A 16,967-nucleotide genomic window follows, 5' to 3' on the forward strand; every position below is an offset into this window, starting at 1 on the left:
GACAGGATCGGCGGCATTGCCGCCGGGATTCAGGAAGCGGCTTCAGTCGATCCGGCCGTCTGATGCGCATCCGGCGCGAACCGGTTCGCGGTCAGCGTGAACGACGGCGGAATCGGCGACGTGACGGTTTCGAACAGCCGCTCGTGGCGCGTCGCGTGAATGCGCCACACGCCATCGCGTTTCACGTACTGGTCGTCGTAGAACGCGGTGCCGTGCAGCAGGTAGTTATCCTCAAGATTGATCGCGTGATCCTCGAGAAACCACACACCGCACGCGTGATCGGCCGACACCAGCGTGAGCTCCGGGTGATGGCCGTGATGCATCGTCAGGAAGGTCGGCTTGCCGATCAGCGCGCGCAGGCTCGACACGAACGCGTCGCGGCCGTCGTACGCATAGCGGCCGCCATACAGCCGCGCTTCGCAGTCTTCCGTCAGGCACTCGGCGAGCAGCGCCCAGTCGTGCGTGTCGACCGCGCGGAAATACCGGTACTTCAGCTGTCGGATCTGCTCGTACTCGTGGAGCGTGCGGGTCGTGTCGTCCATCGCCGGGTCTCGTGGTGGTGTCGTTCGATGGTAGGAACGAAGCCGCCTGCATCACATCGTCTGTTCGGACGAACGCGGCAGACACTCGTCAACACCGGTGCCGAAACGATTCGCGGTTTCATCCGAACGGGTGATGGCCGACGCATCGCGCGGCGGTAACGTGGCATCGACGCGGCGTTCGAACCGCGCCGGTACCGAACAAGGAGACAGGATGACCCTCATCGAATCGCTGGAAGCGCGCGTGCGCCGGCTCGAGGACGCCGACGCGATCCGCCGGCTGAAGGCGCGCTACTTCACCTGCTGCGACCGCAAGGATCCGGAAGGGATGCGTGACTGCTTCGCGCCCGGCCCCGTGCAGATCGACTACGGCCGGATCGGCAGGTTCGATACACGCGACGCGCTCGTCGACGTCTTCGCGCAACTCGGCTGCCATCCGCACATCGTCGAGATGCACCACGGCGTGAATCCCGAGATCGACGTGCTCGACGCGACGCATGCCCGCGGCACGTGGGGCTTGCACTACCAGATGATCGACACGAATGCGCGCACGCTCACGCAGCTCGGCGCGTACTACGACGACGCATACCGGAAGGTCGACGGCGAATGGAAGATCGTGGGCACGCGCTGCGTCGTCACGTCGACGCTGTCGGCCCGCTACGAAGGCGATGCGCCGGGCGTGCTGTTCGCCGGCACGCAGCCGCCGGGCGCGTGACGCACGCGAACGCCATCCACGTGGCGCTCAGCCCATTCCACAGGAGACATCGAACATGACACAGAACCACGAGGCGCCGGTCGCCGTCGTGACGGGCGCCTCGCGCGGCGCGGGCAAGGGCATCGCGCGCGCGCTCGGCGCGGCCGGCATGACCGTGTATGTGACGGGCCGCTCGCAGAACGAAGGCGATGCGCCGCTGCCCGGCACGATCCACGAGACCGCACGCGAGATCGATGCGCTCGGCGGGCGCGGGATCGCGGTGGCCTGCGACCACGCGGACGACGCACAGGTGCAGGCGCTGTTCGAGCGTGTCGAACGCGAAAGCGGGCGGCTCGACATCCTCGTCAACAACGCGACCTACCTGCACGATCAGTTGATCCTGCCGGGCCCGTTCTGGGAGAAGTCGCTCGATCTCGTCAACATCCTCGACGTCGGGCTGCGCTCGGCCTATGTCGCGAGCTGGCACGCGGCGCGGCTGATGGCGCAGCGTCGCAGCGGGCTGATCGCGTTCACGTCGTCGTTCGGCGCGAGCTGCTACATGCACGGCGCGGCGTACGGCGCGCAGAAGTCCGGCGTCGACAAGTTCGCGAAGGACATGGCCGTCGACCTGAAGCCGTTCGACGTCGCGGCCGTGTCGATCTGGATGGGCCCGCTGCGCACCGAGCGCACGACGCGCGTGTGGGAGGAACACCCGGATCTCTACAAGGAATTCTCGCTCGTCGCGGAAAGCCCCGAATTCACGGGCCGCGTGATTCACGCGATTCACGGCGATCCGCAGCGCATGGCGTTGTCGGGGCAGGTGCTCGTCGGCGCGGAAGCCGCGCTGCGCTACGGCATCGCCGATCTCGACGGCAAGCAGCCGCCTTCCTACCGCGAACTGCTCGGCGGCCCCGTGCAGGCGCATCCGGCGATCGTCGCCTGAGGAGCACGCATGGGCATCCTGACAGGCAAGGTCGCGCTCGTGACGGGCGCGGGGCAGGGCGTCGGCCAGGGCGTCGCGCAGGCGCTCGCGGCGGAAGGGGCGCACGTCGCGGTGGTCGGCCGCACCCTCGACAAACTGCTCGCGACCTGCGAGACGATCCGCGCGCGCGGCGGCGTGGCCGAGCCGTTCGTGTGCGACGTGATGGACGCGGAGCAGATCGCGCAATGCGTCGACAGCATCGTCGCGCGGTTCGGTGGCGTGCAGATCCTGATCAACAACGCGCAGGTCGTGCCGCTCGGCCGTTTGCTCGACGTGACCGACGCGAGCTTCCTGGCGGGGCTCGAATCGGGGCCGATCGCGACGCTGCGCATGATGCGCGCGTGCCATCCGCATCTGAAGGGTGACGGCGTGATCGTCAATTTCGCGTCGTCGGCCGCGGTGCGCTGGGATGCGTCCGGCTACGGCGCGTATGCGGCGACCAAGGAGGCGATTCGTGCGCTGACGCGCGCGGCGGCTTGCGAATGGGGCGTGGACGGCATCCGCGTGAACGCGGTCGCGCCGCACGCGTTGTCGCCGGGCCTGAAAGGCTGGGTCGACGCGAATCCGCAGGAAGCTGAGGCGTTTTTCCGCACGATTCCACTCGGCCGCGTCGGCGACTGCGAGCAGGACATCGGGCGCGCGATCGTGTTTCTGGCGAGCCGCGACGCGGCATACCTGACGGGCGCGACGCTGCCGCTCGACGGTGGCCAGGCTTACTGGGGTTGAAGGCGGGAATCGAAGGCGCGCGGCACGGGAGCCGCGCGCGAATCATGGGACGGCAAATCCGCGCATGGGCGTAGCGCGGCAGCCGGCAAACCGGAATCGAAGCGAGGACGACATGGGTCGACTGGAAGGAAAGGTAGCGATCGTCACGGGCGGTGCGCGTGGCATGGGCGCGGCAACGTGCAGGCTGTTCGTCGAGGAAGGCGCGCGCGTCGTGATCGGCGACGTGCTCGAGGCGGAGGGCGAAGCGCTCGCGCGCGCGCTCGGCGACGCGGCGCGCTTCATGCGGCTCGACGTCGCCGACGAAGCGAGCTGGGTGCGCGTGACCGAAGCGACGATGGCGCAGTTCGGCCGGATCGACGTACTGGTCAACAATGCCGCCGTGCTGACGTTCGGCGGCATCACCGAGTTGTCGAAACGCGATTTCGAGCGTGCGGTGTCGATCAACCTCGTCGGAACGTTCGTCGGCATCCGGACCATCGCGCCGTGCATGATCGCGCAGAAGAGCGGGTCGATCGTCAACATCTCGTCGGTGGACGGGCTGCGCGGCGTGAACGCGCTGGCCGCGTACGTGTCGAGCAAGTGGGGCGTGCGCGGGCTGACGAAGGTCGCGGCGCTCGAACTCGGCCATCAGGGCGTGCGCGTGAATTCGATTCATCCGGGCGGCGTGAACACCGTGATGTCGAACCCGACCGGCGCGCCGCTCGAGGAAATCAACCAGCACTATGCGAACGTGCCGCTGCAACGCGTCGGCCTGCCCGAGGAAATCGCGCGCGCGACGCTGTTCCTCGCGAGCGACGAAGCGTCGTACTGCAACGGCGCCGAACTGGCCGTCGACGGCGGGATGGCCGCAGGCGCGTATTACCCCGGATTGCCCGGCGCGCCGTTTTGAGCAGGGGCGCCTGCGACACGCTCACGTCAGATGTTTGTGTACGCAACCTAATTCAGGGTTTGCCTGAGTAGCGAAAACCTGAATTCGCCCGGCCCGCGCTCGCGTGGGCCTCGCGCGGGAGCGCCGCGCCAAATTTGCCGCTTCCGCGAAACCCTTGCCGGACGGCCGTCCTGGCCGTTTCGTCCCCAAAGCGCGCGCCATGGCGCGGTAAAAAGCACGCACATGCAACCGGCGTGCCGGCGCGCCGACATAGTTGTTTCTTGTTGCAACGCAACGTTTGCCGAATAACGGCGATGGTATGCTGGCCGTCATGGAGTTGTACGGCAGGTTGCTTGTATGGCGAAACTCGCGTTCGCAATTACTAAAGAGACATCACCTTCTCTCGCACGCATCGCGGCATCGACGCGCGCTCCGCTCGCGCGTCCCGTCCTGCGCGCCGCCGCACCCTGCGCTCCAATCGCATCCCCCATCTCGCGGGCTCGCCCCGCAACCCCCATCCTCGCCCAATAATCTGGAGACACTTCATGTCGCACAACAATCTGGCCGAAGCAACACACGGCCCGCTGATCGCTCCGCCGGCTTTCGTCAAACATCGCAAGCTGATCGACTGGGTGTCGCGCATCGCGGCGCTGACGGAGCCCGAGCGCGTCGTGTGGTGTGACGGTTCGCAGGAAGAAAACGACGCGCTGTGCCAGGCGATGGTCGATCAGGGCACACTCACGCGCCTGAACCCGGCGAAGCGCCCGAACTCGTATCTCGCGCAATCCGATCCGTCCGACGTTGCGCGCGTCGAGGATCGCACGTTCATCTGCGCGGCCTCGCGCGACGACGTCGGCCCGACCAACAACTGGATCGAACCCGCCGAAATGCGCGAGACGCTCAACGGCCTGTTCCGCGGCTCGATGCGCGGCCGCACGCTGTACGTCGTGCCGTTTTCGATGGGCCCGCTCGGCTCGCCGATCGCGCACGTCGGCGTCGAACTGTCCGACAGCCCGTATGTCGTCGTGAACATGCGGATCATGACCCGCATGGGTCGTGAGGTGTACGACGTACTGGGCGAGGACGGCGAGTTCGTGCCGTGCGTGCACAGCGTCGGCCATCCGCTCGAAGCCGGGCAGCAGGATGTGCCGTGGCCGTGCAACCCGCTCAAGTACATCGTGCATTTCCCCGAAACGCGCGAGATCTGGAGCTTCGGTTCGGGCTACGGCGGCAACGCGCTGCTTGGCAAGAAGTGTTTCGCGCTGCGTATCGCGTCGACGATGGGCCGCGACCAGGGCTGGCTCGCCGAACACATGCTGATCCTCGGCGTGACGTCGCCGGCCGGCAAGAAGTATCACGTCGCGGCGGCGTTCCCGTCCGCGTGCGGCAAGACCAACTTCGCGATGCTGATTCCGCCGCAGGGCTTCAAAGGCTGGAAGGTCACGACGATCGGCGACGACATCGCGTGGCTGAAGCCGGGTCGCGACGGCCGGTTGTATGCGATCAACCCGGAAGCCGGCTTCTTCGGCGTCGCGCCGGGCACCGGCGTGAAGACCAACCCGAACGCGATCTCGACGCTCACCGAGAACGTGATCTTCACGAACGTCGCGCTGACGGAAGACGGCGACGTGTGGTGGGAAGGGCTGACCGACACGCCGCCCGCGAAGCTGACGGATTGGCAGGGCAACCCGTGGACGCCGGAAACGGCCAAGGAAACCGGTCGCAAGGCCGCGCATCCGAATTCGCGCTTCACGGCGCCGGCCGCGCAGTGTCCTTCGATCGACGACGACTGGGAGAATCCGGCCGGCGTGCCGATCGATGCGTTCATCTTCGGCGGCCGCCGTTCGACGACCGTGCCGCTCGTGACCGAGGCGCGCGACTGGGTCGAAGGCGTGTACATGGCCGCGACGATGGGCTCGGAGACGACCGCCGCCGCGGTCGGCCAGCAGGGCATCGTGCGCCGCGATCCGTTCGCGATGCTGCCGTTCTGCGGCTACAACGTCAGCGATTATTTCGCGCACTGGCTCAAGCTCGGCAAGCAGCTCGAAGGCGCGGGCGCGAAACTGCCGAAAATCTACTGCGTGAACTGGTTCCGCAAGGATGCGAACGGCAAGTTCGTGTGGCCGGGCTTCGGCGAGAACATGCGCGTGCTGAAGTGGATGCTCGATCGTCTCGAAGGCACCGGTGGCGGCGGCGAGCATGCGTTCGGCGTATCGCCCGCGTATGAGGACCTGCACTGGGACGGCCTCGATTTCACGCGCGATCAGTTCGATGCGGTGACGTCGATGAACGCGGATGAATGGCGCGAGGAGCTGAAGCTGCACGCGGCGCTGTTCGATATGCTGAAGCTGCGCCTGCCGGCCGAAATGACCGACACGATGAAGAAGATCGAGCAGCGCATCGGCGCCTGACGGCCCGCATCGACACGTCGTACCCGACGTCCCGCCGCCGGCCTGCATCGCCGGCGGCGGGACGTTTTTGCATCGGCGCTCCACACGCGCCGTTCGCCTACTGCGCGCGGCAATGCGCGACGACTTCGTCCACCGCGCGCTGCACGTCGCCGCGCCGGTAGCGCAGCAGCGCGCTGTCGGCCGGATCGGGCTCGTACGACACGACGTTGCCGCGCCCCGTGTAGATCGCGATGTCGGGCAACAGCGGATGCTCCCGGTCGAGCGACGGCACGTCCTGCGGATTGCCGGCCGCGCGGAAGAACGCCGCGAAGTAATCGGCGAAGCTGAGATTCTCGTCGCCGACGAGGTAGGCCTTGCCCGCTTCGCCACGCTGCAGCGCCCCCCAGATCGCTTCCGACAGCGATTGCGTCGAGATGAAGTTGCTGCCGCCGGCCGGCCCGAACACGGGCAACCCCGCGAGCTGGCCCTGCGCGTAGCCCGTGTACGCCGCGAACATCTCGTTGCGCAGCCCCGGCACCGACCCGACGACGAACGGCGCGTTGACGCTGCACACGGCGAACGACGGCGTCGCGAGCGCGCGTACGCGTTCGTCGGCGAGATGGCGCGAGCGCACGTACGGCACCGTGTCGACCAGCGCCGGCGCGACCTGCGGATAGAAGCTGCCGACCAGCACCGCACGCTTCACGCCTGCCTCGCGCGCCAGCGCGAAGAAGCGCGGCACCGCGTCGACGTTCGCGCGTTCCCAGTGCGCGGCTTCGTCGGTGCCGGGCGGCAGGTGGCGGATGTCGTTGCCGGCCGCGAACACCACGGCGTCGAACGGTGCGAGGTCGTCGCGTGTGAAGTTGCCGGCCACGTAGTCGCGCAGCAGCACGTCGAACTGCGCGAGCGCGCTGCCGGGTGCGGGCGGCTTGCGCGCGGCGAGCGTGACGAGGTTGCCCTGCGCATGCAGGTGCAGCGCGGCATGGCCGCCGATGAGGCCGGTGCCGCCGACGATCAGGATCTTCATGATGTCTCCGAAAGCGGCGCAATGTCGCCGCGTGAAATGAACAGGCAAGCGGTGCCGCTCAGAAATTGAAACCGTTGCCCGTGACGACGGGCAGGTTGGTCCAGAAGCCGTTCGGGTCGCGATACCAGCCGGCCGCCGCGAGCGCGCCGCCGTCGACATGCAGCGTCGTGCCGGTGACCCACGCGGCGAGCGGGCTCGCGAGGAACAGCGCGGCGCCCGCGATATCGCCGGCCGCGCCGAAGCGCCCGAGCGGGATCCAGCGCGGGATGTGCCCGTGATGCTCGGCCGCGACCATCGCACTGACGGGCACCTGCGGCGTCTCGGTGGTTTCGGGGGCGATCTGGTTCACGCGAATGCCGGCCGGCCCGAGTTCGAGCGAAAGGCTCTTCGTGAAGCCGGTCAATGCGGCCTTGAACGACGCGTACACGGTGCAGTTCGGAATCGCGCGAAAGCCTTCGATCGACGACACGCCGACGATGCTGCTGCCCGCGCCGCGCTTGCGCAGCAGCGGCAGCATCGCGCGCGTGACGAGGAAGACCTGGCGCAGGTTCACGTCGAACAGCCGTGCGATGTCGTCGTCGGTGCAGTCGTCGAACGGTTTCGCGATCCGCAGGAAATCGCCCACGTTGTTGACGAGCACGTCGAGGCCGCCGAAGCGTGCGTCGACGCTTCGCGCGAATGCTTCGACCTCGTCGCGGCGCGTGACGTCCACGGTGCCGACGAGCGCGTCGACGCCTGCCGCTTCGAGTGCGTGGCGCACGTCCTGCGCGCGGGCCGGGTCGATCTCGGCTACCGCGACGCGCGCACCGGCCGCGCCGAACGCTTCCGCGCATGCGCGACCGATTCCCGCGCCGCCGCCGGTGACCAGCACGGTCTTGCCGGTGAATGAAATCATCGATGGACTCCTTTGAACGGGAAGGCAGTGGGCCGCGTCACAGCGACGACACCAGTTGCGCGTTGTCGATCCGCAGCTCCGCACCGTTCACGAAACGCGATTCGTCGGACGCGAGGAACAGCACGAGATTCGCGACGTCCTGCGGGTCGCACATGCGCGCCATCGGATCGCTGCCGATGCCGAGCGCGGCGGGGTCGAGATCGGGCATCAGCGCCTGCGTCATCGGCGTCCAGATGCCGTCCGGATGGATCGAGTTGCAGCGGATCCGGTAGCCGCTGCGCTTGCAGTGCACGGCGACGCTGCGCGCGAGCGCCGTCACCGCGCCTTTCGACCCGGTGTACGCGCACATCATCGGCAACCCGCCGAGCGCGGCGACCGACGACATCATCACGATCGAGCCCGGCGTGTCGTTGCCCTTCATCGCGCCGATCGCGTACTTGCAGCCGAGGAAATAGCCATCGGCGTTGGTCCGCATCACGCGCCGCCACGTGTCGAGGCTCGTGTCCTCGATCGAACCGACCGGGCAGATCGCCGCGTTGTTGACGAGCACGTCGAGGCGGCCGAAGCGCTCGAGCGTCGATGCGATCGCCTGCTGCCAACCGGCTTCGTCGGCGATGTCGTGGCGGACGAACAGCGCCGCATCGCCGATCTCGCGGGCGAGCGCACGGCCCGCGTCCTCGTCGATGTCGGTCAGCACGACACGCGCACCTTCGGCGGCGAGCCGCAGCGCATCCGCGCGGCCGACGCCGCTTGCCGCGCCGGTGATCAGCGCGATCTTGTTTGCGACTCGATTCATGGTCGGTCGGATTCCCTTGATGTTGAAAGAAGGCGCGCTCATGCGGCGCCCGGTACGCGACCGGCCTTGATCGCGTCGAGCGCGGCCGTGCCGTAGATCTGCGCGATCGTGTCGTCCACGCGCGGGTTGGTGCGCAGCTCGTGGCCGCCGTCGACCGCGAAGCTCTGGCCGGTCACCCAGCCCGACTCGGGGCCGGCGAGATAGCGCACCGCGTGCGCGATCGCTTCGGGTTCGCCGAGCGTGCCGAGCGGGATCTGTTCGAGAAAACTGTCGACGAGCGCGCGGTCGTCGAACATCGGCGCGGTGGCTTCCGAGCGCGTGAGACCGGGGCGCACCGCGTTCACGCGGATCTTCGCGCCGGCCAGTTCCTCGGCCGCGCCGCGCACGAGCGCTTCGAGCGCGGCCTTCGCGGTGCAGTACGCGGACAGCCAGCGGAAATTGATCCGCGCGGCCGTCGACGAAATGCAGACGATCGCGCCGCCGCCGCTGTCGGCGAGCCGCGGCGCGGCATGACGGATCGCGGCGAACGCGCTGTGCAGGTTCAGGTCGATTTCGGCGCGGAAAGTGTCGGCGTCGTGCAGCAGCAGCGGCCGGAAGCCCGCGCCGCCGACCGTCGGCACGACGATGTCGAGGCGCTGGTCGAGCGCCCACGCGCAGTCGAGCGCGGCCTGCAGGTCGCCTTCGTCGCAGGCGTCGCCCGCATGGATCGCGACGCGGCTGCCGGGCACGGCGTCGGTCAGGTGCCGGCGCGTGCGTGCGAGCGCGTCGCGGCGGCGGCCCATCAGCACGACGGCCGCGCCGTCGGCGACGAGCGCGTGCGCGCAGGCCGCGCCGATGCCGCCGGCGCCGCCCGTCACGAGCGCGGTGCGGCCGTCGAGGGGAGCGGAGGTGCGCATCGTTCAGCCCTCCAGCGGCAGGTCTTGCGCCCAGTCGACGTGCAGCGTGCGCGCGGCGAAGCGCCACGTGCCGCCGTCGAGCACACAGCGGTCGCGATAGCGCAGCCCCCAGTCGAGCTTGCGCTTCACGCCATCGCGCACGTAGACGTGGCAGGCGACGCCGTAGGTTTCGACATCGGCCTCGTCGCCGTCGAGCGTGACGAGCTGGTTGTGCACGTGATGCTGGGTCGCTTCGTAGCGCTCGATCACGCGCATGCCGGAGACGATCGCGTCGCGGTCGTCGAAGCGGAAGCCGGGGCCGGCCAGCGTGGCATCGGGAGTGAAGAGCGTGGTGAGGCGTGGCCAGTCGCGCCGGTCGACGGCTTGCGCGTAGCGGCACGCCAGTTCGTACAGCGCGTGGCGGGGATTGGAATCGGTCATGCGTGGGCTCCCGTGGAAGAACGGAACGCGTGGGCCGCGCAAGGCGGGCCGACGCGACGGCAGTGCGACGTCGACGCGCAGGTTCGCATCGCGCAGGCCGGGATTCATCGTCCATACGGAGCAGGGCGCGGGTCGGGGAAAACACCGGGGCAGGCCGCTACGCATCACGTGAGGGCGCAGGGATGGTGCGGCGCAGCGACCCATGCGCGAGATGCGTCTGACGATTCGTGCGGCCGGCTGCGGCAGGCGCGCGACGTGCCGAGTTTGCTCCGCGTGGGCGAAGCCGTGGCGCGTGATGTTGCGATGCGTCAGGCCGCGCATCGTCCGCTCAGCGTTTGCCCCTAGTCGAAATGGACGATGGCCGGCGGCCGGGCGCTGGTTACCGTGCAGTCATCTGGCGCCGCATGTGATGCACGCCGGACACGAACCGCACCAGCGGACAACCGGAGGGGACGACGATCATGAGACTGACGACTCGCAAGCTGTGCGTATTGGCGATAGGCACGTTCGCTGCCATGGCGATGGCGCGATACGGCGCCGATCAGGTCCCGTCGCCGCCGTATGCGGCCGGCATCCTGCAATGCCGCTCGGTCGACGCGAACGGTTTGCCGACCGGGTGCGTGCCGATCGATCCGTCGCACTTCGGTTTCGCCGCGATGCGCGGCATGTGACACCGGCGCGGCCGCGCGCCGCGCAGCGCGGAAGGCATGGCGGCGCGATGGCGTACGGATGCCTTTCGCTACGACCACGGTGGAATCACCGCGCGCCGATCGCGCTTCACGTGATTCGACTTCAACCGGGCGTGAGACGGTGGGCGTCTTGCACGCGCCCCGTTGCACGTCCGTCTCGGCAACGAGGCAACGCGGTGACGTCCGCGTCAGACCTTCGCCACTTCCGTCGTTTTCCGCACATTTCCAAACGCTGACCCATTCGTCATGTCATCCGACTATTCCCTGACTCACCCCCTGAATATCCGCGACGTGCCTCGCTGGGATGCCGAACACGACGTCGTGATCGTCGGCTTCGGCGCGGCCGGCGCGTGCGCGGCGATCGAAGCCGCGAGCGCCGGCGCCGACACGCTGATCGTCGAACGTGCGTCGAGCTACGGCGGCACGAGCGCGCTGTCGGGCGGCGAGATCTACCTCGGCGGCAGCGGCGGCACGCCCGCGCAGCGGCAGGCCGGCTTTACCGACGACACCGAGGATCTGTACCGCTACCTGATGCTGGCCGGCGGCCGCGACGCCGACGAGGCGAAGGTGCGCCTCTACGCGAACGACAGCCTGGCGCACCACGACTGGCTCGTCGCGCAGGGCCTGACCTACAAGAACACGTTCATCGCCGAGCGGATCGTCGAACCGGAAACCGACGATTGCCTGATCTGGTCGGGCAGCGAGGAAGCCTGGCCGTTCAGCGAGGCCGCAAAGCCGTGCCCGCGCGGGCACACGCCGCAATGGCCGGGCTGGGGCGGCGGACAGATGCTGATGCGCGTGCTGGCCGAACGTGTGGCGGCGCTCGGCGTCGCGACGCGCTACGACACGCGCGCGCTCGCGTTGATCGTCGACGACGGCGGCGCGGTGCGCGGCGTCGTGCTGCGCGCCTATGGCGAGACGGCATTCGTCCGGGCGCGTCGCGCGGTGATCCTGTGCGCGGGCGGCTTCGCGATGAACCGCGACATGGTGCGCCGGCATGCGCCGCAGTTCCTGCGCTCGGACGAACCGATCGGCAGCCCCGGCGACGACGGCTCGGGCATCCTGCTCGGCCAGAGCGCGGGCGGCGCGGCGATTCACATGGATCAAGGCTTCGTCAGCCTGCCGTTCTACGCGCCCGAATCGCTGATCAAGGGGATCTTCGTGAACGCGCGCGGCCAGCGTTTCATCAACGAGGATGGCTATCACGGTCGCACGGGCCATCACGCGTTCCATCAGGCCGACGACCGGATCTACCTGCTCGTCGATCAGGCCACCTACCAGGAGCCGCCCGCGATCGCGCGAATCGGCATCGCGGCGGCCGGCGAAACGTGGGAGGAAGTCGAACGCGACCTGCAGATGCCGGCCGGCACGCTGACGGCGACCGTCGACGTCTACAACCGCCATGCGGCCGACGGCACCGATCCGCTGTTCCACAAGGCGAAGAAGTGGCTGCAGCCGCTGATCGAGCCGCCGTTCGTCGCGCTCGATTGCCGGATCGACTATGCGTTCTATCCGCACTTCACGCTCGGCGGGCTCGATACGCTGCCGACCGGGCAGGTGGTCGATGCAACACGCGCGCCGGTGCCGGGGCTCTATGCGGCGGGCCGCACGACCTGCGGGCTGCCGCGCTGGGGCGCCGGGTACAGCTCGGGGCTGTCGCTGGCCGACGCGACGTTCTTCGGCCGGCAGGCCGGGCGCCACGCCGCGCAGGTGGAGTGCGACGCGGTGCGCCGCGCCGCTTAGCGTTTTCAGGCCGGAAATGAACGACGCCCCAGGCCATCGCATTGCCCGGGGCGCCGTCGTTTCAAGCAGCCAGGCGGCCAGGCAGCCAACCTCTCAGATTGGGCGGCCCTTAGCCGAGATCGAGCGCATTCGTCAGATCACCCGGCGGCGTCGCGCCGCGCGCGGCGAACGCCTTGTCGCGCGCGACCACGCCGTCGAGCGGCGCGAGCCCGTGCACGCGGCTGATGAAGCGCAGGATCGAGTTCGTGTCGTAAAGCGTGTGATCGACGAAGCCCTTCTTCGCGAACGGCGAGATCACAAGCGCCGGAATCCGCGAACCCGGCCCCCAGCGGTCGCCTTCCGGCGGCGCGACGTGATCCCACCAGCCGCCGTTCTCGTCGTGCGTCATCACGATCACGGTGTGGTCCCATTGCGGCCCGCGCCGGATATGGTCGATCACGGTCGCGATGTGACGGTCGCCCGATTCGATGTCCGCGTAGCCTGCATGCATGTTCAGGTTGCCCTGCGGCTTGTAGAACGTGACGGCCGGCAGGCGGCCCGCGTCGATGTCGGCGATGAAGTGGTTGGTCGACGGCTCGTCGCCGAGCCCCGCGTCGCGCAGGTGCTTGCGGCGCGCGTCGGTGCCCGGCGCGTAGTTCGCGAAATAGTTGAACGGCTGGTGGTGGTACTGGAAATCGGGCACGGTGCCCGTGTCGCGATGCTCGAGTGCGTATTGCCAGGCGCCGCTGTACCACGCCCAGTCGACGTTCTTTTCCGACAGGCGATCGCCGATCGTCGCATAGCCCTGCGGCGGCATCACGCGATGGTCGGCGGGATCCGCATACGCGGCGTTGCCCGGATCGGGCGGCGGCACGTAGCTCGGCTGGTACGGCGGCGCCATCGTGTTCACGCCGTAGCCGTCCGGCGTCAGCGGGCCGTCGGCCACGAACTTCGGCGGGCCGTCGAGCGCGGACGCGGGCGAATTGTCGGCGAGCTTCAGGCGCGTACCGGCTGGATCGTCGCCTTCGACCTTCGACAGCAGTTTCGCCGCATGCGGATGCTTGTGCGCGTCCGGATACAGCGGCGGCTGCGCGGAGATCAGGAACATGTGGTTCATCCACGACCCGCCGAAGGCCGCCATGAAGAAGTTGTCGCACAGCGTGTATTGCCGCGCGAGATTCCACAGCCGCAGCGTGTCGGCCGAATTGCGGTAGTGGCCCATCACGAGGCCGCCCGAATCGGCCCACGCGGCGAACTGGTTGTTGCGGCCACCGGCGATCTGCATCTGGTTCTGGTAGAAGCGGTGCCACAGGTCGCGCGTGATCACGCCGTTCGGCAGCGCGTTGCCCTGTGCGTCCTTGATCAGGAACGGTGCGTTCGGCAGCTTGTCGATGTCGCGCTCGGCGATCGCGTAGCGCTTGCCGTCCACTTCCTGTGCCTGCGGCACGAGCCCGCCCCAGATCTTCGGCAGCACGGGCAGCGGCGTCTTGCCGTCGCGATCGAGCTGCTGCGCGTGTTCGGACCGCACCTCGCTCAGCGGATGGCGCACGCCCGGGAAATCGCCGTACAGGTTCGCGAAGCTGCGGTTTTCCGCATAGATCACGACGATGTGCCGCACGCGCTGGCGCAACGCTTCGTCGATGCGCAGGTCGGCGGCCGAACGCGGCGCGCTGCCCGCCGTGGTTTCACAGCCGCTGAGCGCGACACCCGCACCGAGCGCGGCGAGGCCGCCGAGCACGCGGCGGCGGTCGGGATCGGCGGGAAGGGCGTCGGGGCGATCGGGGGTGTCGTTCACGTCGTGGGTTCCTCGAATGGGCGGGTGGACGGGGGCGTGATGCGCGGCGGCGTCGCACAGGCTGCCGCGCGGCGGGATGGAAAGCAACGGCCCCGGTTACGGCTGGACCGGCGCGATCCATCTGTCACAAAAATGTCACGAACGCGACTATAACGCGGCAACGGGGGCGGGTGAAAGGTGTTTGTCGGACGATTCGACGTGCGCCTCGCGTCATGCGCGACGCCCGCGCGAGAACTAGACTGGATTCAGGGGCGGCGCGTCGCAGCGTGCCGCCCGGGCGAGGGTTGCCCGGCGGCGCCGGCTCACGGCGTCGCCGCGGAGCCATTGATGCGACGAACGAGGCGATGAAGCGAGGCGACGATGGCGCGCATGAATGCCGCTTCCGCATGGCCGCCGATGGCGCGCGCCGGCTGCGCGCGTGCCCGCACCCGTCCGCCGTGCCGCGCAACGCAAGCGTAGCGCGCACGTCCGGCCCGCTGCCATGGACAGGAAATTCGACTACCCGGGATTGCTGATCGCGGCGGGCTTCTTCGTGCTGTTCGCCGCGCAGTTGTTGATGCTGCGCCCGACGTCGGCGCCGATCGCGTACAGCGATTTCCACCAGCTCGTCGCTGCCCGGCTCGTCGACGATCTCGAAGTCGGCCCCGTATCGATCTCCGGCACGCTGAAGATGCCGCAGGCCGGCACGCTGCTGCCGGCGTCCGAAGCCGCGGCCGTGCGGCAGGCCGGCGCGCCGTGGCGCTTCACGACCAACCGCGTGACCGACGAGCACCTGACCGACACGCTGACCACCGCCGGCATCCGCTATCACGGTGCGTCCGACACGAGCTGGATCGCATCGCTGGCGTCGTGGCTGCTGCCGCTCGTGCTGTTCGTGTTCATCTGGAACATGATGGTGCGCCGGCGCGGCGGGCTGCAGGATTTCACCGGGATGGGCAAGAGCCGGGCGCGGGTGTACGTGCAGCAGGAAACCGGCATCACGTTCGACGATATTGCGGGCATCGACGAAGCGAAGGCCGAGCTGCAGCAGCTCGTCGCATTCCTGCGCAACCCCGACCGTTACCAGCGGCTCGGCGGCAAGATTCCGAAGGGCGTGCTCGTGGTCGGCGCGCCGGGCACCGGCAAGACGCTGCTTGCGCGCGCGGTGGCCGGCGAGGCGGCCGTGCCGTTCTTCTCGATCAGCGGCTCGGCGTTCGTCGAGATGTTCGTCGGCGTGGGCGCGGCGCGCGTGCGCGACCTGTTCGAGCAGGCGCAGCAGAAGGCGCCGTGCATCGTGTTCGTCGACGAGCTCGATGCGCTCGGCAAGGTGCGCGGCGTCGGCCCGATGTCGGGCAACGACGAACGCGAGCAGACGCTCAATCAGTTGCTCGTCGAGATGGACGGCTTCCAGGCCGGCTCCGGCGTGATCATCATGGCCGCGACGAACCGGCCGGAGATCCTCGATCCCGCGCTGCTGCGGCCGGGCCGCTTCGATCGCCACATCGCGATCGACCGGCCCGACGTGAATGGCCGAAGGCAGATCCTCGGCGTGCACGTGAAGCGCGTGAAGCTCGCGGCCGACGTCGATCTCGGCGAACTCGCGTCGCGCACGCCGGGCTTCGTCGGCGCGGATCTCGCGAACGTCGTCAACGAGGCCGCGCTGCATGCGGCCGAACTCGGCAAGCCGGCGATCGGCATGGCCGATTTCGACGAGGCGATCGACCGCGCGTTGACGGGCCTCGAGCGCAAGAGCCGCGTGATGAACGCGCAGGAGAAGCTGACCATCGCGTATCACGAGGCCGGCCACGCGCTCGTCGCGGAAAGCCGCACGCATTGCGATCCGGTGAAGAAGGTGTCGATCATTCCGCGCGGTGTCGCGGCGCTCGGCTATACGCAGCAGGTGCCGACCGAGGATCGCTATGTGTTGCGCCGAAGCGAGCTGCTCGACCGGATCGATGCGCTGCTTGGCGGCCGCGTGGCCGAAGAGCTCGTGTTCGGCGACGTGTCGACGGGCGCGCAGAACGATCTCGAGCGCGCGACCGCGATGGCGCGCCACATGGTCATGCAGTACGGGATGAGCGAGAAGATCGGGCTCGCGACGTTCGACGACGGCGATGCGCGCCAGGGCATACCGGGCGCGTGGCATGCGGGCGACGGGCGCTGCAGCGAGCACACCGCACGGATGATCGACGACGAGGTGCGCACGCTGCTGGCCGACGCGCACGCGCGCGTCGCGACGACGCTCGGCGAACGCCGCGATGCGCTCGAACGCATCGCGCGCCGGCTGCTGCAATGCGAGGTGCTCGAACGCGACGCGCTGCAGGCGCTGATCGACGGGCGCGTCGAACCGCCGTCCGCCACGACGCCGGCGCCGGACGACGCAGCCGGCGCACGCGGCGGCGCAGTTGACACGGAGCAGGCGTCCGCGGTCGAGCGCGATTTCGTCGCGTACGGGCCGCCACGCGAACCCGAGCGCTGAAGATCCCATGAACCTGCGAGCGGCGCGCGTCGAAGCGACTGCGTGCCGTCATTCCTTTCCCCGTTGATCT

16 protein-coding genes are annotated in these 16,967 nt (G+C 68.7%); 8 read left to right on the forward strand and 8 right to left on the reverse strand.

The genetic code is table 11. The features are described 5' to 3' along the window. Positions 1-29 precede the first annotated feature (29 nt). Positions 30-542 carry a nuclear transport factor 2 family protein gene (locus CFB47_RS24655; RefSeq protein WP_089462582.1) on the reverse strand — a complete coding sequence of 171 codons (513 nt, stop codon included), beginning with the start codon at positions 540-542 and terminating at the stop codon, positions 30-32. A 51-nt stretch (positions 543-593) separates the two neighbouring features. After that, on the reverse strand, positions 594-764 hold the full coding sequence (locus CFB47_RS41275) for a hypothetical protein (protein ID WP_179258977.1): 171 nt from the start codon (positions 762-764) through the stop codon (positions 594-596). Between CFB47_RS41275 and CFB47_RS24660 the strand changes: the two genes are divergently transcribed. The 5 genes from CFB47_RS24660 to CFB47_RS24685 all read left to right on the forward strand — a co-directional run bounded on the left by CFB47_RS24660 (position 754) and on the right by CFB47_RS24685 (position 6,220). Then, positions 754-1,254, forward strand: coding sequence for a nuclear transport factor 2 family protein (locus CFB47_RS24660; RefSeq protein WP_089463534.1), 501 nt, complete (start codon positions 754-756; stop codon positions 1,252-1,254). The genes CFB47_RS41275 and CFB47_RS24660 overlap by 11 nt on opposite strands. A 55-nt stretch (positions 1,255-1,309) precedes the next feature. After that, positions 1,310-2,176 carry an SDR family NAD(P)-dependent oxidoreductase gene (locus CFB47_RS24665; protein WP_089462583.1) on the forward strand — a complete coding sequence of 289 codons (867 nt, stop codon included), beginning with the start codon at positions 1,310-1,312 and terminating at the stop codon, positions 2,174-2,176. A gap of 9 nt (positions 2,177-2,185) precedes the next feature. Then, a complete protein-coding gene (locus CFB47_RS24670) occupies positions 2,186-2,941 on the forward strand; it encodes an SDR family NAD(P)-dependent oxidoreductase (protein WP_089462584.1) in 756 nt (251 codons plus the stop codon). A 112-nt stretch (positions 2,942-3,053) separates the two neighbouring features. Beyond that, positions 3,054-3,830: a glucose 1-dehydrogenase gene (locus CFB47_RS24675; protein ID WP_089458285.1), complete on the forward strand. Its 777-nt coding sequence runs from the start codon at positions 3,054-3,056 to the stop codon at positions 3,828-3,830. Between the two features lie 524 nt (positions 3,831-4,354). After that, positions 4,355-6,220, forward strand: coding sequence for a phosphoenolpyruvate carboxykinase (GTP) (locus CFB47_RS24685; protein WP_089462585.1), 1,866 nt, complete (start codon positions 4,355-4,357; stop codon positions 6,218-6,220). Positions 6,221-6,317: 97 nt separating this feature from the next. Here the strand turns inward: CFB47_RS24685 and CFB47_RS24690 are convergent, their stop codons facing one another. Genes CFB47_RS24690 through CFB47_RS24710 form a run of 5 tightly spaced genes read right to left on the reverse strand, consistent with a single transcriptional unit; the run spans position 6,318 to position 10,233 of the window. After that, positions 6,318-7,226 (reverse strand): NAD(P)-dependent oxidoreductase, encoded by a 909-nt coding sequence (locus CFB47_RS24690; protein ID WP_089462586.1) that lies wholly within the window; start codon positions 7,224-7,226, stop codon positions 6,318-6,320. Between the two features lie 58 nt (positions 7,227-7,284). Beyond that, positions 7,285-8,118 carry an SDR family NAD(P)-dependent oxidoreductase gene (locus tag CFB47_RS24695; protein ID WP_218829433.1) on the reverse strand — a complete coding sequence of 278 codons (834 nt, stop codon included), beginning with the start codon at positions 8,116-8,118 and terminating at the stop codon, positions 7,285-7,287. Positions 8,119-8,158: 40 nt separating this feature from the next. Continuing rightward, positions 8,159-8,917: an SDR family oxidoreductase gene (locus CFB47_RS24700; RefSeq protein ID WP_089462588.1), complete on the reverse strand. Its 759-nt coding sequence runs from the start codon at positions 8,915-8,917 to the stop codon at positions 8,159-8,161. A 38-nt stretch (positions 8,918-8,955) separates the two neighbouring features. Beyond that, positions 8,956-9,813 carry an SDR family NAD(P)-dependent oxidoreductase gene (locus CFB47_RS24705; RefSeq protein WP_089462589.1) on the reverse strand — a complete coding sequence of 286 codons (858 nt, stop codon included), beginning with the start codon at positions 9,811-9,813 and terminating at the stop codon, positions 8,956-8,958. Positions 9,814-9,816: 3 nt separating this feature from the next. Beyond that, positions 9,817-10,233, reverse strand: coding sequence for a nuclear transport factor 2 family protein (locus CFB47_RS24710; RefSeq protein WP_089463535.1), 417 nt, complete (start codon positions 10,231-10,233; stop codon positions 9,817-9,819). Positions 10,234-10,694: 461 nt separating this feature from the next. On the opposite strand from CFB47_RS24710, the gene CFB47_RS24715 reads away from it, so the two are divergent. Further along, a complete protein-coding gene (locus CFB47_RS24715) occupies positions 10,695-10,904 on the forward strand; it encodes a hypothetical protein (protein WP_089427420.1) in 210 nt (69 codons plus the stop codon). Positions 10,905-11,168: 264 nt separating this feature from the next. Next, positions 11,169-12,665, forward strand: a complete 1,497-nt coding sequence (locus CFB47_RS24720; protein ID WP_089462590.1) for an FAD-dependent oxidoreductase — start codon at positions 11,169-11,171, stop codon at positions 12,663-12,665. Between the two features lie 109 nt (positions 12,666-12,774). On the opposite strand, the gene CFB47_RS24725 is transcribed toward CFB47_RS24720, so the two are convergent. Further along, positions 12,775-14,439 carry an acid phosphatase gene (locus CFB47_RS24725; protein ID WP_089462591.1) on the reverse strand — a complete coding sequence of 555 codons (1,665 nt, stop codon included), beginning with the start codon at positions 14,437-14,439 and terminating at the stop codon, positions 12,775-12,777. 481 nt (positions 14,440-14,920) lie between these two features. Here CFB47_RS24725 and ftsH point away from each other — a divergent pair, with 481 nt between their 5' ends. Then, positions 14,921-16,897: an ATP-dependent zinc metalloprotease FtsH gene (gene ftsH, locus CFB47_RS24735; protein ID WP_089462592.1), complete on the forward strand. Its 1,977-nt coding sequence runs from the start codon at positions 14,921-14,923 to the stop codon at positions 16,895-16,897. Positions 16,898-16,967 lie beyond the last annotated feature (70 nt).

This window comes from Burkholderia sp. AU27893 (assembly GCF_002223205.1).
Lineage (GTDB): Bacteria > Pseudomonadota > Gammaproteobacteria > Burkholderiales > Burkholderiaceae > Burkholderia.

Bases quoted from the DNA above. Each gene is read 5' to 3' on its own strand.
- CFB47_RS24655 (WP_089462582.1), bottom strand. From the start codon at position 542: ATGGACGACACGACCCGCACGCTCCACGAGTACGAGCAGATCCGACAG.
- CFB47_RS24660 (WP_089463534.1), top strand. From the start codon at position 754: ATGACCCTCATCGAATCGCTGGAAGCGCGCGTGCGCCGGCTCGAGGAC.
- CFB47_RS41275 (WP_179258977.1), bottom strand. From the start codon at position 764: ATGAGGGTCATCCTGTCTCCTTGTTCGGTACCGGCGCGGTTCGAACGC.
- CFB47_RS24665 (WP_089462583.1), top strand. From the start codon at position 1,310: ATGACACAGAACCACGAGGCGCCGGTCGCCGTCGTGACGGGCGCCTCG.
- CFB47_RS24670 (WP_089462584.1), top strand. From the start codon at position 2,186: ATGGGCATCCTGACAGGCAAGGTCGCGCTCGTGACGGGCGCGGGGCAG.
- CFB47_RS24675 (WP_089458285.1), top strand. From the start codon at position 3,054: ATGGGTCGACTGGAAGGAAAGGTAGCGATCGTCACGGGCGGTGCGCGT.
- CFB47_RS24685 (WP_089462585.1), top strand. From the start codon at position 4,355: ATGTCGCACAACAATCTGGCCGAAGCAACACACGGCCCGCTGATCGCT.
- CFB47_RS24690 (WP_089462586.1), bottom strand. From the start codon at position 7,226: ATGAAGATCCTGATCGTCGGCGGCACCGGCCTCATCGGCGGCCATGCC.
- CFB47_RS24700 (WP_089462588.1), bottom strand. From the start codon at position 8,917: ATGAATCGAGTCGCAAACAAGATCGCGCTGATCACCGGCGCGGCAAGC.
- CFB47_RS24705 (WP_089462589.1), bottom strand. From the start codon at position 9,813: ATGCGCACCTCCGCTCCCCTCGACGGCCGCACCGCGCTCGTGACGGGC.
- CFB47_RS24710 (WP_089463535.1), bottom strand. From the start codon at position 10,233: ATGACCGATTCCAATCCCCGCCACGCGCTGTACGAACTGGCGTGCCGC.
- CFB47_RS24715 (WP_089427420.1), top strand. From the start codon at position 10,695: ATGAGACTGACGACTCGCAAGCTGTGCGTATTGGCGATAGGCACGTTC.
- CFB47_RS24720 (WP_089462590.1), top strand. From the start codon at position 11,169: ATGTCATCCGACTATTCCCTGACTCACCCCCTGAATATCCGCGACGTG.
- ftsH (WP_089462592.1), top strand. From the start codon at position 14,921: ATGGACAGGAAATTCGACTACCCGGGATTGCTGATCGCGGCGGGCTTC.